The following is a 22,097-nucleotide window of genomic DNA, read 5'->3' as shown; positions in this document are numbered from 1 at the left end:
GTTTTATGGCAAAGATTCTTTTTCTTTCAACAAATCTTCCTACCAACCAGGGCTATCTCCGTGTAGATAAAGAATATCGCATAATAGAAGAGAAATTACGCTCAGCCATATACAGAGATCGCTTAGCTTTAGTATCTGTCCCGGCAAGCCGCCCTAAAGATTGGCTCGACAAGTTGAATCAACATAGTCCCAACATAGTACATTTCAGTGGGCATGGTTCTCCTGGGAGAAAGCTGTTTCAACTAGGAGAAGACGACGATGCTCAACTTATATCTTTGCAAGCACTTAAGACTGTCTGCCACAGTGTCAAGGATACCGTTCGCCTCCTCGTTTTGAACGCATGTTACTCCAGACAAGAAGCTGAGCCTCTTACAGAAGAGGTTGATTGCGTTATCGCGATGAAAGGCAAAATTCATGACACAGCGGCACTCGCCTTCACTGAAGCATTCTACCAAGCGCTAGGATATGGACTGTCTGTACAAGACACTTTTACCCAGGCGCGAGCTGCGATCCAGCTTGAGATGCTGGATAAGGATACTGATGTTCCTGAATAGAGTATAACACCTCTTCTCTTTCTGCTATAGAAGAAGACAGCTACCAGGGCCAGAGCGTTAGACTTTTCAAACGAAGTACCAATCGTGTGTAGTCATCATCTGTATCAGCAGATGATGACTCTTTTTCTGGAGACGGAGAGAGTGAGATCTTTCGCCTCTGTTGGAGTGCTTCTTTCCATTTTTCTTCCGTGTCGCCCTGCGATATCGCGCGAAGAATCGCCATAGCGAAAGGATAATCGGAAGAAGGAAGCCGATTGTAGCGCATGACCTCTTGCAGACGAGCAGAATAAGCACTAGCATCACGCATTCTTTGTTGTCGTGAGTGTTCCCCAGTTTCAATAGAAGGTTTATCCATTTGTTTGTTTCCTTTCAAGAAAAGACAAAATATGGATGTATTCCAATATCTTTTAGCAATTTTTGTGCTAGAAGAATTATATGTTACTGGACGCATAATCTGGATGGAGATTTTCCATAAAGTTGATCCATTTGGGAGGAGCAAGCACATGTGTTTATTAAATGGGCAGATGAAGTTGCTTGCTCGAACACATGACTAATAATGAGTCGGAAAAATATTATCCAATTATTACTAAATAATATCATATATAAACAAATTTGTCTCATAATTTTATGAGTGTGATAGCAATTCTTAAAATTTCTTAGATTGTATTGGATTTTTTACGAAACTATGGTATATTTATTATAGTGATATGTGATGCTCATGAACTGAAATAGACTTTAACAGATGAAAGATCTCATTGAGAAGTCGTGGTTGTTGGATGTTTCTATTTATCCTCTTTCTAGCTCTTTGCCTTCTGTATAATGAGGCAGAACTTCTTCAGGTGAGTGTTGACTATTTCTCGTGATGGAAGGAGAGAGATGAGCAGAATACCATCTGGCAAACTCATTTGGAGCTTGAATCGATACACACGCAATAAAAATCTCTGGGATCGTGTCTGCGAAGAGTGTCACCATCAGACGCCTGTGTTCGTGTATGAACATCACGATGAGCAAGAGCGCAGTCTTTTTGGGTATCTGTGCGAGGAGTGTGCGCAGAAAAAACTGCGAGCATGGCTGCAATCGACGCAGGAGCCTGAAGATGGAGAAGCTTGTTGCCAGGTCAGCTTTGACACCGCTACTGTCTTCTATGAACAAAAAAATGATGGGGATACGTTGCTTCTCACTCGCTGGAGTTCAGAGCAACGGCGGCGAAGGCTTCAAGGAGAAGGGGGTGATCTCTGAGCGTCTGCGATCCTGGTTGTCCCTTGCTTGCTGCCACCTTTCTTTATCCTCCACTATTCGATGTGCATGTTTATTCTCCTTTTATCTATCCACTTTGTGTCTATCGAGAAAGCGAGCATTTCTATGTCGGTTTTCCCAAACGAGGCCCATCTTTTGAAGAAGCAATCTGACGTTCCTCTTATTCATATTTCCTATGAATGCATCCTCAAAGAGAGATTCAGGGATTCTGATTCCTATCTCTATGAGATTGCATGTAGTATCTCTTCTTTGATGGAAGCCGGACATCTCTCTATGAGAACCACCAGCAAAAAAACCTATCGAACTTCTCCAGCCAGAGAGATTTCCTTTACTCGCGCTGAAACCACAGCAACTACCTATGTGGAGCTTTCTGACGCAGAGCAACTTGAAGTGAGAATTGTAACCCCAGAGGGGACATACTGCAAAGCCTTTTACTATGCGCATGATCAAGAACTGATTGAACAGCATGGAAGAGGAATCATCTCAACCATTCAGAGGATCTCAAATCGATCCTCTAATGGCCAGAACGGAAAAAATAATTGGGAGGCGTGAATGCAGGTAGGTGCTCTGGAAGCGTAGCGAGGAAGAGGAGGCATCCCATCAAGCAATTATGACCAGAGAGTGTAAGGGAAATAATAAGCGTGCTAAGATCAGATGGCTGTAGTATATAGAATTTCCTTTCATCCAAACACAAGGAGATCTCGATGCGATTAACAAGACAAGCTCGAATCTTTGCCAAACAAGTCCAGGTGGATTTGCTGGCCCTTTCTGATCGTGATCTTTTCCAAATAGTGCATCTCTGGATAAGTGGGGAACCACTTGCTTCCTCTTCCCAAGCGCAGGCAGCAGCACGGTCTGCGTTAGGCTATACGCTTGGGAGCGGGGAATGCTTGACACTCCTCAAGAATAATCGAGCGGAATATGAAGAAAGAGCAAACACACACTGGCTTGCTCCTGCTCCTCATCATCTCCGCAATTTGTTAGAGCAAATGAATCTACAGAGCTTTGCAGCCATTGTACTTCCACTCGCATTCAACGCACATCACTCGCTCCATCCTGAGTGGGGTGAGGAAGGAACATTTCACGCACACCTCGCCGATTATTTACGTCGTGTCCGTCGGGAGTCGCACGTGTAAAGGAAGCGAATATCTCTCCGAGTGAGTGTTTTCAAACCATATCGGTCAACTTTTGTATCAGTTCCCGAAGTTTTCCTCAAATTGACAGGAGATCCAATTTTGCCCGTAGAGACTCTCTGGGTCAATGTTGTCTACCAGCGTGTTCCTCCATAAGCACTAATAGATAGTAAATTTTAAGCTCATAATAAATACATCATATTTTTAGTAATTTTATTTAAAAATTCATATTAATTGCAATTTATTTAAAAATAATATATAATGGTGATTATTGCCTATGCAGTTTTATGCATTCGCGTTTCTGACTGAAGGATTTCCTCTGCAGGACGATGTGGTGCCTTGCTCTCCAGAACCTGATGGCTGGATGATTTTTATTCGCCTCCCGCTTATGATGTCTCTTATCCGCTCCTTCATTGTGAGAAAGCCGAAGAGTATCCGAAAAGGAAAAGTGATGAACACATTTGTACAGACAAGGGAGCTGCTCCTTGAGACCCTGGCTCAGTTGAAGCGGCTTGAAGGCCCTGAACTATGGATAAAGGCTCTCCGTGTAGTAAAGGAAAGAGATACAGGCAAATTGTGCTATCAAGCTGAAGAGGATCTTTCTCAAGCTGAACTGACTTTGTTAAGGGATATGCTCAAGGTAAAGAAAAGCACATGGGACTTTTATAAACAGCAGTGTCGTGAAAGCTGGCATACATGGGTCTTAGAACACTTTGAAAATGATTGAGAAGGGAGTCGTCCTGATGAGGATATGTTTTGATGTATTTTCATGGGAGGTTAACCCACTTTCATAGAAAACCCCAAATGAGAATGATGAGCAGACGTGAGAATAATGGAACGAGAAGATACCTTAGAGAACTATTTACTTTTTTTGAGCTATGTACATCCAGAGAGTGATGTCGAGATAAATAATGAGGTGTTACGTAACCAGCAGGTGCAACTCCAGAGCTGCCCACGAGCGATCAAAATCTGACAATTTGCCCGATGCCACTGTTCACGTTGCGTATCTCCTGGAAACACATCCTGGACGAAGTGAAATCCCTGATCTGAAGCGCGTCCAATCCAGATCCCTTCCGTTTGGTCGAGATTTGGCATCGTCATGAGTCTATCTCGTTTCTCTGGACTCTCTCCTCTTAGCCTACCTGAGAGAGCAATCTTATTCATTCTCCGTCATCTTAGAAGTGTACTATAGAATATGTCCTCTATGTAAGGCAGGGCTTTCCAGTTCTCCGCTCAAAGGGGTGCAGGGGTCTCCCTGCCGGGGTCTGAGGTGTCCCCAGTTTCCTTCCCTCCTTCGCGCGCCGCCTGCGGCGGCGCGCAAAAGAGAAGAAAAAAGGTTTTTGCGGGGACACCCCGCACCCCGGCAAAGGGCTGCCGCCCTCTGCACTCCCGCTAGATGGGAGAATTGGAAAGCCCTGTATGTAAGGAAAGATGAATGAAATTCATGGCTTTGTATGGTATACTTAAAAATCCTGTATGGTGTATTGTTGCTCAGAGTAGAATGTCTATTGGAAGCTGCGCGATACAGGCGTTTTCGAGGGGTAAACACCCTCAGAACTGAGAAGAACTCATGCCATTAACTGATCAAACCCTGTATTGTCGCGATTGCAACCAGGCATTTATCTTTACTGTCGGTGAGCAAGAATTTTATGCCAGCCGAGGACTGAACAATGCACCTGGCCGCTGCCCAGAATGTCGAGCTGCTCATAGGCAGGCTGGTGGGGGATCGAGGTCTTCCTTTGACAGAAGCAGCGGTGGATATCGGGACCGCGATGCGCGTCAAATGTACGATGCCATCTGTGCGACCTGCGGTAGCGAGACGCAAGTACCTTTTCAGCCGCGAGAAGACAGACCAGTTTATTGCAGTAATTGTTACCAGTCTCAGCGTACTCCTCGCTCCAACGACCGAAGATCGCACGGGCAGTCTTCATGACAGAAATTATAGTGCATCCAGGCGATTCGTTTGAGGTCGCACTCAAACGCTTTAATCGGAAGGTACAAGAGGCTGGCATTCTGTCAGAGGCACGACGACGTAGGCATTATGAGAGTCCACAGGCTCGACGCAAGCGCAAGGCCGAGGCGCAACGACGTAAACGCCGCCGCTATGTTCGCTAATCTTGATTCCCAAGTAACGAGCATATAACCTTGATAAGTGTAATAAGTGATCTTCCCGATTGCATCGTGCAATGAAGGCCGCTTCTCGTGAAAAGACCTTTCTCGCAACTTTAACGAAGACAGCCTCTGTAGGGGTTCGCTTGTATCTTTATAGAGGCTTTGTGCTTCTTCGCCTTCCCCATGAGAGTCAGAAAGAGTGGGGCCTGTTTTGAAGGAGCATCAGAAGAGAAGGAAGTGTTCATTGCTTGAGAGAGCATGTCGCAGATGAAGTTGCCGCCCCTGGATCAAGGATGGCCTGAAGCTGACTTTCCTCTCCAGGAAAGCAAACGAGGATGGCAAATCCTGGAGGGGAAGAAGTAAAAGACCGTCAACAGCGATAGCCATTGCCGGTCTGATCGCGGAACCGACGGGCTACGGCAACGCTCTCACCAGTGCTAGTCCACTTCCATTCCCCCTCCAGTTTTCTCTCTCAAAAGCTCCAATAACTGCTCCAAGAGGATCAGACTTGTGAAAGTAATCGTCTTTTGCCACCAATTACCAACTGGCATCCTGGCCCTGCAAAACCCAGCTATTGGTTCATGATGAACCTGTACCTGTGCCCAAAGGCTGCTTTCAGATGCAGCGAAAACGCTAGGCGATTGAGCGAACGCTAGTTGGGTTGGCTCGCTTTCGCCACGTGTCTCGGGGCTGCGAAGGACTCACGACCTGCTCATTGAGTTTACCTTGATCCGACTCATTCTTTCGCGGTGAGTTCCTTTCCGGCACTCAATCGTGTGGTGAGGACACTCTCTCAAAGAGTACTTTGCATGAGAGGAATAGTATGGATGATTTGTTTCAGGGGAGGTGATAAGGAGAACACGACTTACTAAAATACCACAACCTCTTATGGCTACCATTTTTTATAAAACCGCAATTTGTATCAGAAATAAAGAAAATTCGTTAAATTATGAAAAATATTGTATGATAGTATACAGATATTTCTGAAAGGATCAATTTTATGGTGATGGAATACTGGAAATTACCGGTGGCTAACGAACCACAATTGACAATGCTGCGAGTAGAAGGGGAGCTATCAGGAATGACAAGTGCAGAAAAACTTCTACCAGCAACTTGAGCAAGGGAGGAATAACAATGAAGACAGATGCAGATGGAAGCTATTTTCAGGAAGGTGATCACGTGCGTATCAAACGCACCGGAGAAACAGGAAAAATAAATGCAGCAGATGGTGGAGTCGTGTATGTACTGCTAGATGAAACTCATGAGACCAGGCTTTTTGAAGCCTATATTGATGAGGACGCGTACATTGAATTGGTCGTTCCAGGGGATGAGATATCCTTTACAACATAAAGTCTAGACGTTAAAAAAGGATATAATAAACATCATGGCAAGTCAGAAACAGGTAGATCTCCTTTTATCAGGGGCAACTCGTTTTTAGATCTATGGCCTATCGCTCTCATAGCAGGAAAAAAGCACAAGAGAAGAGGCGCAATCAATTCCATGATAGAGTGTAGCACCTCTTCCTCGTTTCCGCTGCAAAAGAGAAGGAAGAGTGTCACCATCAGACACCTGTGTTTCGTGTATGAACATTACAATGAACAAGGGAGCACTCTTTTTGGATATCGGTGTGAGGAGTGTGTACAGAAAAAACTGCGAGGATGGCTGCCATCGACTCAGGAGCATTTGTTGGTCACAGTAGCAGATCACCGACGTTACTTCTGCGCACATTTCGTAACAAGATAGTGAGTGTCCCAAAACTTTTTGCAAACAGGAAAGTAGGCGAGGATGCCAAACGTGATCCAGACATCCTGTGCTTATACCTCCACGCGCCTTTGTCGAAGTGTCTGGCCCACAGGTGGCTAAGAGGTATACGTCATGCGTTGATCACGTTTGGTCTGCAGACGCTCATGGCCTGTTCTGCAGATTGCCATCTCACAGGCAACGGTAAGAGAGCAGGAAGAGATTATCTTCTCGTCTCAGACAAGTACGCACCAGGAGAGGGGTTGTCTCCTACAGCGAAATGGATTCCAGAAATAATCAGCGTGAGTCCTCGTCCTGCACGCAGGTCAGCGATACGCGCACGCAGTTCGCCATTCTCAGCCTCAAGTTGATCCATATGCTGCTTTTGTGTGAGGATCTCTTGTGCTAATTGCTCAAAATTGGTTCCGTCCATATAATCCGTTTTCCTTTCTCACCTCCCAGGTGGTCTGCTATTTTTCGCACAGTGATACATTGGAACAAATAAAAGAGAATGTGCATTCATTTATGTAAATACGCATTTAAATACACAATTACACTTATTTATATAAACTATTCTCATTACGTCGCCTTTTGTCTCTTTGCTCTTGCCTCTCCATGCACCGGATACCGTTTGCAGTGCCATGAAAGCACACCTTGTTGTAACACAGCCCTTGAGCTAGATCCCTTTCCGCCTTCGTCTATCACCTCCGGTTTGTCGCCAGTTCATGATGAAGTGGGCACGTGCCTCTCCAACGACTTGACAGTCGCGTGCATCGTTTTCCGCTGTCGTGTAAGAGGTGTAAAAGGGGGCAAGACGCCCCGCAAGGCGTGCGATTTCCCCGATCAGTTCCAGATCGCGGGTCTCATACGCCCGAACTCCCTGGCTGTGTCCCTCATTCCACCCTTCTGTGTAGAGGTCCTGGCAGTCGTTTTCTTCCAGATAGATGGCATGAGGATCGAGATCTTCTTTCGACCTCTTCAGCAGCTTCGGGTCACTGAGTGTTTTGGGATCGCACACGGATGTTATGGCATACTTGGCGTGGTACGGTGTTATTCCCGTTTGCAATGCTGAATAAGCACTGAAGAAACCCGACATTCGTCCGATATCTCTCACCTTCTGCTTCTCCTGATCTTGCCTTACTGCGTTCTTTATCATCTGGCTCTTCCCTTTCGCTTGTTTCACTGATGACTTGCCACTGATTGGCAACATGAGGATATCATCATTTTTGAGTTCTACATCAGGGTGTCAGAGATGGTGACAATCCTACGCAAAAGAGACTTCCCAAAGCGGGGATAGCTTCTTTCAACTGATGAGATCCTGATTATTCCGCTCTCAACATCTTTCCCTGTGATTGTTACCTGTATCTGCTGCCACACGGGTTGCTTCGACATCGCTGCGCTTGAGGAATGCCGTTCCTCCATACAAGGATCGCGTACCAATCTTACCTCCGTTGACAAGCGTTTGGACGTGAGAAGGACTCACCGGGTGATGGCTGTTCTTGCTAATTATAGCGACTGCCTCGACTATTGTGATCCAATTGCTGCTCATCGGAATACTTTCTCTCTAGGTAAACCGTTCAAATGCAAGGCGAAAGAAAACTCTCCCCAACGGAGTCCTCTATAAGCACTGCAACATAATATATTTTTAGATGTTGTATATAGTATATCATATTTTATCATATTATCTGTATATCCAAAGCCACATGTTCACCTTAATTGCAATGAGTTAAAAAATAATATATAATGATGGTATTGCATATGTATTCTCGTGCGCTCTGCCTCCTGGATGAACACATACTCAGATCCGACTCTAGAAGCACTGCGATTCCTTCCCCACCAGAGCAAGGCTTTCTGACATATGTAATGAACGTCTCGATGAGATACCTCATCAGTAACCATCTTGAGCAGGAAAATCATGATTTCTATGCAAAGACTGGACTATTGAGAGAGATAGCTCCTTTCTAACATGAGAAGCCACACTTGCTTCTAGCTCCCACCATGTATCTGTGTCACTCTTGTAAAGGATAACCTATGAAAATCGCACACATTGCCCCGCCGTGGCTTGCTCAACCCTATCTAGTGGGAAGAACTATTTGGTATGGTGATGATCGAGGCAATGGCGGTAGGCTGTCCTGTCATTGCCTTTCGTCGTGGAGCGGCACCAGAAATTGTAGTCCATCAAAAAAGCGGCTTCCTGGTCGAGGGAGTACATGAGATGGTGCAATCTATTGGAAGAATCGACGAGATTGATCGCGCAACCGTCAGTACTCATGTTGAGCATCATTTCACGGCTCACGTGATGACCGAGAAGTACATCAGAGTGTACAAGAAGGTCATCGCATCTTCACGTGGAAAGAACGCTTTGAGGTATCATTCCTCCCAGGAGCCACACATTGCACCTCTTGTTCCTGTGAAAACACATGAATCTCTCCTCATGCCGGACAAGCTTTCTCATGGTGCAAAAAAAACCATGAACGGCAATCATGTCTGGAGCAAGCGAGCTTCGATGGCAGTCAAGAAACCGTAAAAAGGATATGAAGATAGGGAAATGTATGATATGGTAGAATAGAAGTGGATGTGAAAAGCAAAAGACCCGTTTCTTTCCCAAGCTTGACTGGTAGGAGATACTCTGTAAAACTTGTAAACATATAAAGGTGAGTACTGATCTGTCATGTGATGGGAAGCAGCGGATATGAGTAAGGTTACTTGGGAGTTGGTCTACAAAGGCTTGAGACAAACCAACAAGCCGCTACTCTACTAATTCATCAGGTACGAGACACGCCGTTCCCTCCGTGATTACCTGTAAGATCGCATTCGTCATCTGTTCTTTGGACATCGTCGTTTCCTCCTGACTCCACTGAAGAGCAGCTCCGAAAATTGCCCAACTGACGATGTTGGCAATCGTTTCCAGCGGCACAGCCCCTCGCGTCTTCGTGCTCCTCTCCTGTTTGAGCCACGTGAAGAGAAGCTCCGTGAGTTCCTCTTGCGTAGCCCGCTCAAGCAGCGGAGCAAGGACGAAGGACGAGTGGTGTTGGTGGTGATATTTGTGTTCAAAGCTGTCCAGCACCACCTCAATGAGCAGATGCAACGTCCTGCTTTCCCATCGAGGTGAGGAAGGGAGTGTGCTTGCCACCATCTGGTGAAACTGCTCACGGATGATGGTATCCGCCAACATATATTTATCGGCAAAATGGAGGTAAAAGGTTCCCCGATTGACGTTGGCCCGCTCCGTAATCTCCTGGATACTCATCGCCAGAAAGCCCTTTTCAATTCCCCAGATACCTATCACAGCCTCGCCCTTTTCATGGACGATTTCCTTGAACGCTTGCTGTAACACCTGACGCGTGCGCTGGATGCGCCGATCCACGTTCCTTTTCGGGGTCGCCATAATACCTGCTCCTGTCTCTGATCGCCATATTTTCTCAACAGTTTCTCTCTTCTGTTCAATAATCAACAAGAGCGCGAGCTTGATTATTGATTGCGGAGTCACCGAGCCTTAGTATTATAGACGACGGTTAAGTAGGCTAGCAATTGGTACTGGAACGGCTAATAGTAAAGGAGAAAGAGATGCAGTCATTCACACCTACGCACGAAGAGTTTACGAAACGCTATGCTACAGCAATTGATACGCTTTGTGAGATAGCCAGAGCATACTTTTTTTCTGGCAGACTAAACGATGCTCAACGTCTGCTTCGTACCTCTTTGCAACTGATAGAAGGCAGCGAGAGAGAGCTTCAGCATCGTCTCAAGCTATTGATTCTGTATGGGCAGGTCCTCGTCGTCAATCTTCTGATTACTCGCGGGAGCGCTGATCTCCTGTTTTCGACCATTCTGAATGCAAAGCAGATCGCCGAAGCGGCTCATGATCAACAAGGCATCGCAGATGCTTTAAGTTTGCTCGGGCAGGCCCACAACTTTGCGACCTTGGTGGCAAGCTTGAAGAATAGCGTCTCACCGTTCAGCCCTCAAGGTCAAGGGAAATATGATGAAGCCCTCGCCTATCAGCAGCACGCCTTGGAGTTGCGGGAAGCGCTACACGATACCCGAGGAATCAGTGAGTCCTACTTTCAAATCGGCGTTGTGTATGAACGCGCGCAGCAGTATGACCGATCTCAGGAATATTATACGAAGGCCCGCCAGGTAGCTGATCAGCATGGGTATCCCTTTGAAAAGACTGAACCCACTCGTCATAGTTCTATCCATGCATTGAGGCAAGGAAACCTGGATCAGGCGCTCACCCTCGCCTTGCAAGCGTTATCCCTACGCGAAGAAGCCAGATTTAAGCCCTACTTGCCCCTAGATCACCTCTTGCTCAGGGATATCTACGAAGCGAAAGGGGACACGGCCAACGCCCAGTCCCACATCGAGATCGCGTCTACCATAGCTTCAGAGATGGGACTGACAACGCTCGTGTCTTCTATGCCCAACATGAGAGACCTTCTGGCTACCCAACAAGAGGGCACATAGGCACAAGCCACGTATGAAAAAGCGCTCGTGCAAGAGTTAGAGCCTGCTTTCCCTATCGTTAGAGCAAGTACCAGGAGCGTCTCACCTAGCAGGAAAGGTGCTGGTAGTATACTGTACAGGGCATGTGATCGAGCTGACTTTTCATGCGCTATGCGATACCGTTGACGAAACTCCTTTTGGATTCCTTGTGCCAGCCGCGAGCTATCTGGCTGATCAAGAGAGGGTTTGGCAACGGTATCAGGTGCTCCATCACCTCTCTGCTCCATTGAAACGGAAAGAAGATAGTTGTATGGCAAGGCCCCATCATGCTTTGGACAAGCTTTCTCTTCAAACCTTTGAACCTCTCTCAACCACGTGCCTGACGTGTGGCAAGGCTGCTCATATTGCCTATCATACCCAACACACAGTTACAACGCTTGAAGGGCAGTATCGTCTCTACTTAGCAGTGCGTCGATGTAATCATCCGGAATGCCCTCGCTACCATCAGCCGTATCGGCCAGAGGCGGAAGGGGCATGGGTGTTGCCACATGGAGAATATGGATTGGACGTGATTGCGCTGGTCGGATTCCTGCGATACCGACGACATCAAAGCCAGGCAGAAATCCATCGCAGCTTGCATGAACGGGGACTCTTGATTGGTCAACGAACCGTTCTCAATCTCCTTGCTCGGTATGAAGAGTTGGTGACCATTCACGTGACCGATTGGGAGCGACTGCAATCGCTGCTTGTCTTGATTGTCTGGCTTGAACCGAACATGGTCTATTATAGAACACGTATCGAAATGCGGCAATGGAGACGGTGTAGGCCTGGAGTAATCAAATGTTTGCTCTCGTGAGGATGCCGAACACGTATGTGTTACGCCAACAGGTCAAGACCAGGATGCAATAACTCCTCGTAACTGGCTCCGGTACATGGTCGATGATGAAAGCTTTTGTTACGTTCTCCAGTATCAGGCTCCGGTTCTAGCAGCGTTCTTTGGTTCACGCTTGTTCGCAGGTCACGTGCAAATGAGCAATGGTTCGAGATCGCTTTCCGTTGCTCGATTTGCAAACCTGGGTCGAAAAGGGTATAGTGAGAAGCAGGCAAGAGGATCGTTATCTTGCCTGTTGTCTCCTGGGAGGACAAGGAGCGCATCATGTCAAAGACAGTGGAACGAATCTGGCAAACAACCTATCTAGCGGAACAACAGATGAAGCTGCACTATCGTAAGTAGCAGTGCATCACACGGATCGGGCGCTCGCGATTCTCACTGTTGATTTTGTCTCTGTCTCACTTTTTCAATTCAACCAACCTCTAACACGGTAATCACAGCTCGCTCATGAATGGGCTGGTATCGACGTGAAAGCGTTTCCATGAAGCGGTTACCAGGAGACAGAGAGACAGAAAATGTAGGGTGAGAAATACCCCTGAAATGAAAGAAAGGTGGATATGATGGAACAGATCGAAGCAAGCGAAGACACAGGACTGCGTATTCTCCAAATTATGCCAGCATTACCAGGGTGGGGGGCTGTTTGGGGGACGAAAGAGGAACCAGCACAAGGGGAACCAGGCTTCTTTACTGAGCCAGTGGTCTGCTGGGCATTGGTAGAAGACAGTGATGGTCACCGCTTTGTGACAGCGATGGCCCCGGACCTGGAAACCAGTGAACTCAAGCTCATGGTTGATATGGGCAACTTTCTGGGCTATGCTACGCCAACCTATGCCCTCGATTGGATGCAGCGTGCATCCGAGAAACGAGCCGAGAGTCAATCACACACCTCGTAGCCATTAGCTCCGTTTGGCAACTCAGATGTTGACAACCTTTGAGGTTGTGCAAAGGAGTGTTGTTGGTTCAAGAGTGACACACAAGGTCACTAGCCAACAAATTGGGTGACCAGGAAGGTGTAGCTCATTTCCTGCTCGTTCTTGTCGCTCTTTCAAGCGAGGACAAGCAGGAAATAAGCTACACCTTCCTCTTGTGTTTTCTCTGCTGTGTGATCACTCAGCTTTCATCAAGCAGCTCAACCTCCTATTGCTTTGTCTGCTCGAACTGTTCGAGATGGGTTACAGCCGGTTCGTCCAGAGCGCATAGCACTATGATGGTTTTCCCGACCTTGACCCAGATTTGTTGTCTGATCCCTTGTCCGATTGCCTTCATTGTCTTTGCCATTCCTCCCTCGCTCTAGCCATTCGACGCCGACGCGCTCACATGGGGAACACACAGGTTGTTCAGGGAGACCAACGCGTGACAGTATTCCCCCGCAATAATACGTTACAAAACATGAGAAAGATGCTTCTGTCAGATACCCCTGGCTGAGCCTGGGAGTATCTGACTGGCATGCTGAGAGCTACGATCAGAATGGTACATGAGGCCGGCTCGGGCTTGCGGGTAATCAGACCTATGTGCAAGGCATGCGCGACGAACGGCTCATTCTGGATAGTGGTCATCGACTAATCTGCAATGGCATGTGTAAGAATAGGCTCAACATCCCAGCAAAGCGTGAGCCATCCTTCTTTGGCCCAACGCAGGTCGCATCAACAACTTACGCGTATTGGAACCTTCTGGTCGCTCTGCTTTCTCGTCAAGGCTCGCCCAAGCGTTCTCGATCCTGCGTAAACGTAGCCAGCAGAAGTTGGAGGTTTCTTCTCCTCACGGTTGCGCTTCTGCATCGAAAAGAGTAGAGCAGACAAGAGGACTGTCCTTTTCCCTGCTGTCTTTTCAAGAGACAAGGAGCGCATCATGTTAGAAACGACGGAACAGATCCAGCAGGCAGCTTATCTGCGGGGGCAACAGATGAAGCAGCGGCACCGCGAGCAGCAGCGCGTTATAACCGACAAAGCTCTCGCTGTCCTGGCGGCTGATTTTGCCCATGTCTTCCTCTTTCAATCCAACCAATACATAACAGTGGTTGCCGCTCATGAACGGGCAGGTATCTGTGCGAAAGCGTTTCTAGAGGGCTACCGCTCTACATTTCCATGAGAAGTTTCTTCAAAAATCAAAGGTGATGAAAAACGGGGAACGAAGAGAATGGACCAGGTCGAAGCAGGTGAAGCAAACCAACGGAGGCTTCCTCAGATCATGCCTGCATGCGGCTGTTTGGGAACACGAAAAGAGCTAGCACAAGGCGAACCGAGCTATTTTAGCAAGTCCATTGTTTGTTGGGTCTTGGTCGAAACCAATGATGCTCATCGTTTGTCATTGCCATAGTCGCAGATCTGGAAAGCAGTGCATTCAAACGGATACTCGATATAGGCCACGTTCCGGCTATAGAACCCCAACCGGGAGCATTGACCGGATGGAGCGCACATCCAACAAGCGAGCTAAGAACCACTCATCCCGACTGGAAACACGTTGAGCTTGCAGAAGATGTATTTATGTCTTGTTGCCGCCCCTTTCATCCCAGAGCGTGTGTGAATGCTCTGGGATGAAAGGGGCGGCAATATGCTCATCAACCAATGTGGAGCAACGAGGAGAAGATCACGGTCCAGGAATCTGCATCTTCTGCTTCCCTTCTTAGAAAGATGGACCGGAAAGATGATGAGTCTGGATCAGTTCCTTCAGCAGATTTCTAGCTCTAAACAAGTGAGTCTTGACAGTACGTATGGGCAAGGTAAGAACCAGAGCAATTTCTTCATAGTTCAGTCCTTGCACATAACGCAGAATCACCACGACACGCGGGAGGGTTGGCAGGTATGGCAGATACTCTTGCGCTCTCCTGGCTCGCTGACGAGGGTTTTCTTGTTGATGTATCGCATCTCTCTTGGCGTTCCTCTCTGGTCCTGAAATGTGCAGATGCAGACACCGTTGACAGATCAGGTGAAAGAGCCAGAGCGACACATTGGCGTCCGCCGACAACGAAGGGAGCGCCTCCCATGCCGCCAAGAAGGTGTCCTGCGTGATAGTCCTGGCTTGTTCATCATCCTGCAAGATATGCCATGCAAGCGTGAAGAGCAGGCGTTGATAGGAGCGCACCAGGAGGGCAAAAGCCTCTTGATTGCGCTGGTGGCAGGCTTTGATGAGAGCAACATCGTCCTGGGCAGAAAACGAGATGGAAGGAACCGGGGAGGCTCCTTCGGGTTGAGATGAGAGCAACTCATTGTTCATAATAAGCGTGTTAGTGCAAACAGGTTACGGGAGATGGATATGTTGGTGGTGCCTCATATGTGGGGGAAGCAACGTTCTGAGCAAAGATGGCGAGCATGATGTACCTGCTACCCCTTTGACGTGGTGATCACTTCCGTTTTCATCTCCGCGTCACCGGTGTTGCGTGCCTCCGTAGAAAGAATGTGTGGAAACTGCTTGCGTCTCTGGAGTCTTGTGTCCTTTTTCTCAAGTGCATCAAGGGAAATGCCTCCAGTCTCGGCAGCAACGTTCTTCCTCCCATACAAGAGTGCATGTACAGATCCTCTGTCGGGATAAAGAGAGTGTAGCATTCCAGCTAGTTCGCTGTCAACGCCGGGTATCTGTCTCCCCTTTTTGGTTCCTCTCTGGCCTTGGTTCGCGTTTGTAGAACCGATCCAGGGAGAAACCGAGTATCAGTAGGGAGGGGAACCCACGATTGAAAGGGAACGTCGGCGAAACTCCTCAGATGTGACCTCTTTGATAAACTCAAAGCATAACAGCAGACGAACGCATTGCAAATTGAGAAGAGCAACTCCGTGTACTCCAAGAGGAATTGGAAAAGCCAAAGCCCCCTCGCTTTCTCCACACCGGCAACCTCAGGCTCGCCTGTTACGGCGGCATACCTTCAAGCTGCCGTTCTGGACGCTTTGTCAGCCACATGTACAGCCAGGTATCCCAACAGATCCTCTGAAAGTCTGAGCAGTTTCGAGCAGGGCTTTCCAAATCTCCCATCTAGCGGGAGTGCAGAGGGCGGCAGCCCTCTGCCGGGGTGCGGGGTGTCCCCGCAAAAACCTTTTTTCTTCTCTTTTGCGCGCCGTCGCAGGCGGCGCGCGAAGGAGGGAAGGAAACTGGGGACACCCCAGACCCCGGCAGGGAGACCCTGCACCCCTTTGAGCGGAGAACTGGAAAGCCCTGAGTTTCGAGATGTACTCTTGCAAAACCAGAGAGAATGTGCTATTCTAGACAAACACTGTATAGTGCTTTGTTGCTCTGAATAAACTGACCGATGTGATGGCGCACAATACAGAAATTTCCCTTATTCAATCCGCAAAGCGGAGAGTGAGAAAGAGAGTTACTTTTGACTGACCAAATACTGTATTGTCGCGATTGCAACCAGGAATTTACCTTTACTGTCGGTGAGCAAGAATTTTACGCTTCACGTGGACTCACCAATACCCCAGGCCGTTGCCCCGAGTGCAGGGCTGCCCGCAAACAGGCAAATGGAGGCACACGTGGTGGCTTCCGCCAGCGCGAAGCACGACAAATGTACACCGCTACCTGCGCGAGTTGTGGAAACGAAGCCACTGTTCCTTTCCAACCACGAGATGACCGCCCCGTGTATTGCCAGGATTGTTATCAGCCCCGTGAGACTGCGTATTCCAATAACAGCAGATCACGCTGGTAATGCTGATGTGCCAGATTATTGTGAATCCGGACAGGCCATTTGAAGTGGCGCTGAAACAGTTTAGCCGCAGCGTGCAAAATGGGGGCATCTTAGCTGAAGCTCGCCGCCGCCGTCACTATGAGACGCCCCAGGCGCGACAGAAGCGCAAAGCAGAGGCGCAACGCCGGAGGCAGAAACGCTCTCGCTTCTAGCTACGATTCCGTTGAACTCGTAAAGATATCCTGAAAGAGGGTGTGCTTCTCTATGCAAGCATGCTCTCTTTTCGAGAACAGGAGAGATGGGCGAGGCGCAACTCCGATGAGGATGGGATGGATCTACGCAGTCTCCTGTGCTTTTCCCGCGTTTTCTTGCCGGAGAGGACAAGCCGCCTATGAAGAGAATACCGACAGGCCAACTTATTTGGAGTCTCAGACGATGTACCACCACCGGTGGAGAAGATTGGGATCGTCTCTGTCAGCGATGCAAACAGGCTATCCCCATTTTCGAGTATGAACACCGAAATGAGCAGGGACACTCTTGCTTTGACTACCTTTGTGAGGGGTGTGCGCAGAAAAAGCTGGCTGAATGGTTGCAAGGTCAGCACAGCCCTGATTACGTGAGCTTTAGCACTGTAACAGACTTTGATCTAGCAACTGTCTATTATGAGCCGAAGAATGATGGCGAAACCTTCACCCTGACCCGGTGGAGTCCTGAGCAACGACGAAGAAGGCTCCAACAAGAAACGTAACACATCCTCTGCCGCTTGTTCTGATAACGCGAAAATGTAGCAATGAGCAGTCGCAAAACCTGCGCAGGTTTTGCATAGCAATAAGGCTCGATTTCCTCATTACACATGCCAGGCCATGTTAAGCAAACATGAGACCCCAGCCTGTAGATGAAAAGAGAACCAAACCATCGTAACAAACTGGCAGCAATTTCGAGTAACTTTTTTGGCACCTCTGTAAGAGAACTAATTATCGAAAACATGCCATCGGACCCGATTGTAAAAGTCTTCCGTATCTGTAAAGACGGCTGCCGGACTTGAGCCGTGTTTGAATGCAAGCACACTCGACACATTTTTCTTCGCGGTCTCACCTCAATTCCAGATGCTATCTCTGTATCCACGCTTGCCGAGTTATCATGCTCTGTTGCCACTCGTTCGAGAGCTGTAGCCAGATGGAAGCCAATGGGCCTGCTCGTTCCAACCTGCTTGCTGTCGTCACATAGATCTGCAATGGGATCTCGTGCAGCAGCGTTCCAGCCAGATGGCAGAGCCGCTGTTCTTGCCCTGGATCTGGCACCACGATGAGAAGGAGCGGAATCACCGTTTCGTCCTGCCGCCACTGTCGCGTGCGAATATACTGCTCATAGGTGTGCAGCTTAGTGGCAAGACTTCGCTGGCGCATCGTGCCTTCATCCCATTCCAACCAGAGCTGGATCGTCTCCTTCCCCGTCTTGTAGGCAAACCGCGCATCAGGTAACAGGTTATGCCAGGCTCCTCGATACCGATAGCGTCTGTTACACCGTGTGCCTGTTTCCCACCAGAGCAGTTGGTGCCCCTGAGAGCGTGCCGCTTGTGTTATCTGGACCATGAACCGATAGACACCTGCGGTATGTCGCATGGTGCGTTGCAGGTAGGGCACTCCACGTTGGATCAAGGGGTCCATCACGTGCTGGCGGCTTTCGGCAAGATGCGTCACAGCAACCGCATGCCTCGCGCTCCCAATACCAGTCGCTCCCCCATCTCAGTTGTACATGTTTGAAGACAGCCACATTGACGCAGAGGCGAGAGCGCACGTCGGAGCGTTCCGGTCTGCATGTCCAGCAGCGCAGCCAGTTCGTGGGGAGCCAACAAGGGGTGTGCATACACCTGCATGAGTATCTCCTGCTGCGTGCGGGTGAGTCGCAGACTCGTCCAGGCGACCAGTTCACGTTCTCTCTGCATACGGGTCGTGGATGCTGCGGGGAGTGGCTCTGCCGCACGGGTGGCGAATCGTCCTCGCACAATCGCTCTGGAGGATGTGGACACCTCTTGTGTAAACAGACCTGCTGGAAGCGTTCGAGGAGCGAGCAGATCCGGTGGCACTGCCTCTTTTGGCATCGATTGCCACAGATCATGGAACTGACAGGGGGCCGCATCTGAGAGGTGTTGCCATGCCAAATGCCAGGCCAGAGCGTGACCAGCGTATCGGCAACGGCGCAATACGATGATCTGGGCCGGGTCATCAGCGTCAACGATCCCGATAAGGGAACCCATACTCTGACCTATGATGCCGATAGTCACGTTCTGACCAATGTCTCAGGAAGTCGGACCATTGGTACGAGCTATGATCTGCTGGGACGAGTAGGCTGTGTGCAGGATGCGGCACCCGGCTTCGACGTACATGGAGGCTGCACCAGTGGCGCACACCCCTTTGTACAGAATACCTATGATGCCGATCCGAGCGGCGTCACCTGGACCGGCACGAACTATGCAGTGGGGCGACTGACTCAGAGCATCGCCACGACCACCTTGCCTGACGTCTTGCCAGCAAGACGACAACCTGGCAGAGCGATGGCAGCATCATCTTCAGCGACAGTGTGGGCTACGATAAGGTCGGCAATGTCCTCAGTCGTGCCACCACTCAGGCCGCCGTGCCGGGCGTGACTGGATCAGGCGGCAACGAGACGCAAAACTTCTGCTATGATGAACAGAGCCGACTGGTGTGGGCAAGCAATAGCGTCGCTGCCTCTCCTGGCAGTGGGCAGACCTGTGGCAGCACCGCCTTGCAGAGTACGCTGGGCAGCAGTTATACCACCAGCTATACCTACACCCATCTGGGGCAACTGTGGCGCGGTCCCTTGAATGGAAGCGGCACCACGGAGCAGTACCTCTACTGTAACAGCAGCCATCCGCATCAGGTCACAGCGCTTGCTCCCACATCAGGCTCCCCGACCTGTAGCGCCAGTGGCACCCCGGACTACAGTGGCACCTACGACACCTGGGGCAACCTGCTCACGCGCAATACTGGCGGAAAGAACGGCTCCCTTTCTTATGATGCCTTCGATGAGATGGTGCGTTGGAATGGGACAACCACAAGCAGCAGTCAGGAGGAGTGGTATCTCTACGATGCAGCGGGCAACCGGGTGCTGCGCCGTTCGGCAACCACCACTCCATCGGGCAATCCCGCCACCGCTGCCGCGACGATCACGGTCTACGCCTTTGGATTGGAGGAACACACCTACTCTTACTCCGGGTCAGGCACGACGCTCACCAACACCGGCAATACCTATACTATGGAGAGGACATTATTCTCAAACACATCCTACGCGATTGCGCAAATCATCAATTTAGCCAGGGATATACCGGATGCAGTAGGAGACTTTGATCTCTGTTTTGTGGAGTTCTTGAGGCCACCACACATACATGATAACGATTTTTGGGCGAAGCCATTTACTATGCGAATGGCTCCTGTCCACGCACACATCGCATCACGTTCACTAACCACAACGGCAAGCAACCAACAGCTAGAGCAAATGATGGACCAGGGATACTCAAATGATCCCGAAGCTTCAGAATACCTGACCCTCCTCGATCATCTTTTTCTTGATCCACCCAACTGGATGGCGAAGAAAGAACTTGGCTATATCAGTGGCGTGCGTGAGCACTCAGATTGATGCTATGTAGTTCGAGTGTCACCTGTGACGCTTCACTTTGCAGGTCCGTTCACTGATGCGCAATTTGATTTCGACCTGTTTGAACAGATCTTGCCCATCCGACAGCAACCAGAAAATCCCCACAGTTGCCGGCTCCAAAGAAAGAGAGGTGCATATGCGTAACATTCGGCACCAGAGCTTTCCTCAATGTCTTTTCGAGCCAGCAAAAACTGATAAGCACTGTCAGCGAGTACAAAGATCAGGTTCTCGCATTTCTCATGGTACGTTTGTTCACAAATCCACGCGTCTGTGCTACTATACGAAGCGTGCAACTGGTGACTGGGAGTTTCGCACACAGGTGCGGCGCTTTCCGCCCTGGTCAGCAGACACATACTGGAAGAAGACGAGAGAAGATGAAGACAGCACACGCTTTGCCTGGACCCAATCCTACGATGACGTTTCTTGCCTTTGCCGAGGAAATATCGGCAGGGCTAGGAAGCGTCAAGAAAGGAAGAGTGTTCATCACTATGGGTAAACGAGCAAACGGGGAAGGTAGTGTCTATTATCGCCCGGAGAAAAAGAACAAGAAATGGGTTGCCTCCATCACTCTCGAAAACGGAAAACGCAAGCAGATCTATTGCGAGACACAGGCGGAAGCCGTCAAAGAGCTTCGCAAGCTGAATAAGGCCAAAGATGAAGGGACGCTTATCACCGAGGACGCAACGCTTAGCCAGTTCCTCCTTTCGTGGCTTGAGGATACCGTGCAAATGAACGTGCGGCCCCGAACCTTTTCCGCTATCGGGAAATCGTCACACGTCACATTCTGCCAACACTGGGCGGGATCAAACTGCAAAAGCTGACTCCGCAGCACTTGCAGAAGCTCTACAAAGCCAAACGGCAGGAGGGTCTGGCTCCTGGTACGGTGAAAAATATCCATCGGCTGCTCCACCATGCACTCAATGACGCGCTCAGGTGGGAACTCGTCTCACGCAATGTGTCAGACGCTCTCGACGCGCCACGCGTGCCGAGGCAGGAGAGGATCATGATCACAATAGAGCAGGCACAACGCTTTCTCGATGTGATAAAAGACGATCCACTAGAAGCTCTCTATGTGGTTGCAATTTTCACCGGCGCACGGGAAGGCGAAATCCTCGGAACCCGATGGGACGATATCGACTTGATAAAGGGTCAGCTACAGATACGCCGCACCATTGCGCGCGTACCGAAACAGGGCTTCAAGGTATCGGAACCGAAGACCCCCAAAAGTCGGCGTCTCATCCACCTGACTCCGTACACGGTAGAGGCACTCAAGCGCCACCGTACACGCCAGAACGAGGCGAGACTGGCAGCCGGACCTCTCTGGGACGACCAGGGCTGGGTCTTCTGTAACAGCGTAGGCAGACCCATCGAGGTGGCGAGCCTCCTCACCCGCTCCTTCCGGCCACTGCTGGAAAAGGCGGGCCTGCCACGTATCAGGTTCCACGACCTCAGACATGCCTTTGCGAGCTTCCTCCTCGCTTTGGGAGTCCACCCCAAAGTGGTACAGGAGACTCTGGGACACAGCCAGGTGAGCCAGACCTTCGACACCTACGCCCACCTGCTCCCAACGCTCCATGAGGAAGCAATCAACCGCCTGGACGATCTGCTGTCGAATCGCGGCTAAATGTGTTCGAGCTGGTTGCTGCCCGCGTTGCTGCCAACGGGGCGAAAAA

The 22,097-nt window shown here is 49.5% G+C and carries 28 protein-coding genes and 1 pseudogene; 20 read left to right on the top strand and 9 right to left on the bottom strand.

Features of this window, described 5'->3' with window-relative positions; all coding sequences use genetic code 11:
• Positions 1-5 precede the first annotated feature (5 nt).
• Positions 6-554, top strand: a complete 549-nt coding sequence (locus tag K3T83_RS19240) for a CHAT domain-containing protein (protein WP_220204577.1) — start codon at positions 6-8, stop codon at positions 552-554.
• 40 nt (positions 555-594) lie between these two features.
• Here the strand turns inward: K3T83_RS19240 and K3T83_RS19235 are convergent, their stop codons facing one another.
• On the bottom strand, positions 595-909 hold the full coding sequence (locus tag K3T83_RS19235) for a hypothetical protein (RefSeq protein ID WP_220204576.1): 315 nt from the start codon (positions 907-909) through the stop codon (positions 595-597).
• Between the two features lie 521 nt (positions 910-1,430).
• Here K3T83_RS19235 and K3T83_RS19230 point away from each other — a divergent pair.
• The 4 genes from K3T83_RS19230 to K3T83_RS19215 all read left to right on the top strand — a co-directional run bounded on the left by K3T83_RS19230 (position 1,431) and on the right by K3T83_RS19215 (position 3,671).
• Positions 1,431-1,793, top strand: a complete 363-nt coding sequence (locus K3T83_RS19230; RefSeq protein ID WP_220204575.1) for a hypothetical protein — start codon at positions 1,431-1,433, stop codon at positions 1,791-1,793.
• Positions 1,794-1,946: 153 nt separating this feature from the next.
• Positions 1,947-2,363, top strand: coding sequence for a hypothetical protein (locus K3T83_RS19225; RefSeq protein ID WP_220204574.1), 417 nt, complete (start codon positions 1,947-1,949; stop codon positions 2,361-2,363).
• A gap of 152 nt (positions 2,364-2,515) precedes the next feature.
• Positions 2,516-2,947, top strand: coding sequence for a hypothetical protein (locus tag K3T83_RS19220; protein WP_220204573.1), 432 nt, complete (start codon positions 2,516-2,518; stop codon positions 2,945-2,947).
• 274 nt (positions 2,948-3,221) lie between these two features.
• Positions 3,222-3,671, top strand: coding sequence for a hypothetical protein (locus tag K3T83_RS19215; protein ID WP_220204572.1), 450 nt, complete (start codon positions 3,222-3,224; stop codon positions 3,669-3,671).
• 149 nt (positions 3,672-3,820) lie between these two features.
• Here the strand turns inward: K3T83_RS19215 and K3T83_RS19210 are convergent, their stop codons facing one another.
• Positions 3,821-4,045: a hypothetical protein gene (locus K3T83_RS19210; protein WP_220204571.1), complete on the bottom strand. Its 225-nt coding sequence runs from the start codon at positions 4,043-4,045 to the stop codon at positions 3,821-3,823.
• A gap of 469 nt (positions 4,046-4,514) precedes the next feature.
• Between K3T83_RS19210 and K3T83_RS19205 the strand changes: the two genes are divergently transcribed.
• The 3 genes from K3T83_RS19205 (at position 4,515) to K3T83_RS19195 (ending at position 6,406) form a co-directional block, all read left to right on the top strand.
• Positions 4,515-4,877: a CxxC-x17-CxxC domain-containing protein gene (locus tag K3T83_RS19205; RefSeq protein WP_220204570.1), complete on the top strand. Its 363-nt coding sequence runs from the start codon at positions 4,515-4,517 to the stop codon at positions 4,875-4,877.
• Complete coding sequence (gene rpsU / locus K3T83_RS19200) at positions 4,874-5,059, top strand: 30S ribosomal protein S21 (protein WP_220204569.1); 186 nt, start codon at positions 4,874-4,876, stop codon at positions 5,057-5,059. Before K3T83_RS19205 ends, rpsU (K3T83_RS19200) begins: the two co-directional genes overlap by 4 nt.
• Before the next feature lie 1,131 nt (positions 5,060-6,190).
• Positions 6,191-6,406 (top strand): KOW domain-containing RNA-binding protein, encoded by a 216-nt coding sequence (locus K3T83_RS19195; protein WP_220204568.1) that lies wholly within the window; start codon positions 6,191-6,193, stop codon positions 6,404-6,406.
• A gap of 613 nt (positions 6,407-7,019) precedes the next feature.
• Here the strand turns inward: K3T83_RS19195 and K3T83_RS19190 are convergent.
• Both K3T83_RS19190 and K3T83_RS19185 read right to left on the bottom strand, forming a co-directional pair.
• Complete coding sequence (locus K3T83_RS19190) at positions 7,020-7,229, bottom strand: septum formation initiator family protein (protein WP_220204567.1); 210 nt, start codon at positions 7,227-7,229, stop codon at positions 7,020-7,022.
• 243 nt (positions 7,230-7,472) lie between these two features.
• Positions 7,473-7,952, bottom strand: coding sequence for a hypothetical protein (locus K3T83_RS19185; RefSeq protein ID WP_220204566.1), 480 nt, complete (start codon positions 7,950-7,952; stop codon positions 7,473-7,475).
• A gap of 942 nt (positions 7,953-8,894) precedes the next feature.
• On the opposite strand from K3T83_RS19185, the gene K3T83_RS19180 reads away from it, so the two are divergent.
• Complete coding sequence (locus K3T83_RS19180) at positions 8,895-9,323, top strand: glycosyltransferase (protein WP_220204565.1); 429 nt, start codon at positions 8,895-8,897, stop codon at positions 9,321-9,323.
• A 222-nt stretch (positions 9,324-9,545) separates the two neighbouring features.
• Here K3T83_RS19180 and K3T83_RS19175 read toward each other — a convergent pair whose 3' ends face one another.
• Entirely contained in the window at positions 9,546-10,184 is a 639-nt protein-coding gene (locus K3T83_RS19175; protein ID WP_220204564.1) for a TetR/AcrR family transcriptional regulator, read from the bottom strand.
• Between the two features lie 179 nt (positions 10,185-10,363).
• Between K3T83_RS19175 and K3T83_RS19170 the strand changes: the two genes are divergently transcribed.
• From K3T83_RS19170 to K3T83_RS19160, 3 genes and pseudogenes are all read left to right on the top strand, one after another.
• Positions 10,364-11,263 (top strand): tetratricopeptide repeat protein, encoded by a 900-nt coding sequence (locus tag K3T83_RS19170; protein ID WP_220204563.1) that lies wholly within the window; start codon positions 10,364-10,366, stop codon positions 11,261-11,263.
• A 289-nt stretch (positions 11,264-11,552) separates the two neighbouring features.
• Positions 11,553-11,990, top strand: a pseudogene (locus tag K3T83_RS56300) (ISNCY family transposase); the annotation flags it as partial.
• 701 nt (positions 11,991-12,691) lie between these two features.
• A complete protein-coding gene (locus tag K3T83_RS19160; RefSeq protein WP_220204561.1) occupies positions 12,692-13,027 on the top strand; it encodes a hypothetical protein in 336 nt (111 codons plus the stop codon).
• A gap of 244 nt (positions 13,028-13,271) precedes the next feature.
• Here K3T83_RS19160 and K3T83_RS57245 read toward each other — a convergent pair whose 3' ends face one another.
• Positions 13,272-13,400, bottom strand: coding sequence for a hypothetical protein (locus K3T83_RS57245; RefSeq protein WP_268963468.1), 129 nt, complete (start codon positions 13,398-13,400; stop codon positions 13,272-13,274).
• A 582-nt stretch (positions 13,401-13,982) separates the two neighbouring features.
• Between K3T83_RS57245 and K3T83_RS19155 the strand changes: the two genes are divergently transcribed.
• A complete protein-coding gene (locus tag K3T83_RS19155; protein WP_220204560.1) occupies positions 13,983-14,222 on the top strand; it encodes a hypothetical protein in 240 nt (79 codons plus the stop codon).
• 534 nt (positions 14,223-14,756) lie between these two features.
• Here K3T83_RS19155 and K3T83_RS19150 read toward each other — a convergent pair.
• Positions 14,757-15,347, bottom strand: a complete 591-nt coding sequence (locus tag K3T83_RS19150; protein ID WP_220204559.1) for an RNA polymerase sigma factor — start codon at positions 15,345-15,347, stop codon at positions 14,757-14,759.
• Between the two features lie 1,096 nt (positions 15,348-16,443).
• Between K3T83_RS19150 and K3T83_RS19145 the strand changes: the two genes are divergently transcribed.
• From K3T83_RS19145 to K3T83_RS19135, 3 genes are all read left to right on the top strand, one after another.
• Positions 16,444-16,770: a zinc-ribbon domain containing protein gene (locus K3T83_RS19145; RefSeq protein WP_220204558.1), complete on the top strand. Its 327-nt coding sequence runs from the start codon at positions 16,444-16,446 to the stop codon at positions 16,768-16,770.
• A gap of 5 nt (positions 16,771-16,775) precedes the next feature.
• Entirely contained in the window at positions 16,776-16,961 is a 186-nt protein-coding gene (gene rpsU, locus K3T83_RS19140) for a 30S ribosomal protein S21 (protein ID WP_220204557.1), read from the top strand.
• Positions 16,962-17,140: 179 nt separating this feature from the next.
• Complete coding sequence (locus K3T83_RS19135; RefSeq protein WP_220204556.1) at positions 17,141-17,497, top strand: hypothetical protein; 357 nt, start codon at positions 17,141-17,143, stop codon at positions 17,495-17,497.
• 361 nt (positions 17,498-17,858) lie between these two features.
• On the opposite strand, the gene K3T83_RS19130 is transcribed toward K3T83_RS19135, so the two are convergent.
• On the bottom strand, positions 17,859-18,449 hold the full coding sequence (locus tag K3T83_RS19130; protein ID WP_220204555.1) for a replication-relaxation family protein: 591 nt from the start codon (positions 18,447-18,449) through the stop codon (positions 17,859-17,861).
• On the bottom strand, positions 18,446-18,850 hold the full coding sequence (locus K3T83_RS19125; RefSeq protein WP_220204554.1) for a hypothetical protein: 405 nt from the start codon (positions 18,848-18,850) through the stop codon (positions 18,446-18,448). Before K3T83_RS19125 ends, K3T83_RS19130 begins: the two co-directional genes overlap by 4 nt.
• Before the next feature lie 60 nt (positions 18,851-18,910).
• Here K3T83_RS19125 and K3T83_RS19120 point away from each other — a divergent pair, with 60 nt between their 5' ends.
• The 4 genes from K3T83_RS19120 to K3T83_RS19105 all read left to right on the top strand — a co-directional run bounded on the left by K3T83_RS19120 (position 18,911) and on the right by K3T83_RS19105 (position 22,048).
• Positions 18,911-19,396 carry an RHS repeat domain-containing protein gene (locus K3T83_RS19120; protein ID WP_220204553.1) on the top strand — a complete coding sequence of 162 codons (486 nt, stop codon included), beginning with the start codon at positions 18,911-18,913 and terminating at the stop codon, positions 19,394-19,396.
• The gene (locus K3T83_RS19115) at positions 19,330-20,406 is read left to right on the top strand and encodes a hypothetical protein (protein ID WP_220204552.1); all 1,077 of its coding nucleotides are present in this window, start codon (positions 19,330-19,332) and stop codon (positions 20,404-20,406) included. Before K3T83_RS19120 ends, K3T83_RS19115 begins: the two co-directional genes overlap by 67 nt.
• A 392-nt stretch (positions 20,407-20,798) precedes the next feature.
• Positions 20,799-21,245, top strand: coding sequence for a hypothetical protein (locus K3T83_RS56295; protein ID WP_236064931.1), 447 nt, complete (start codon positions 20,799-20,801; stop codon positions 21,243-21,245).
• Positions 21,191-22,048, top strand: coding sequence for a site-specific integrase (locus tag K3T83_RS19105; RefSeq protein WP_373324602.1), 858 nt, complete (start codon positions 21,191-21,193; stop codon positions 22,046-22,048). Before K3T83_RS56295 ends, K3T83_RS19105 begins: the two co-directional genes overlap by 55 nt.
• Positions 22,049-22,097 lie beyond the last annotated feature (49 nt).

This window comes from Reticulibacter mediterranei (assembly GCF_016587455.1).
The sequence above is the reverse complement of the archived record's forward strand: the minus strand, read 5'-3'. Positions and strand labels throughout refer to the sequence as shown.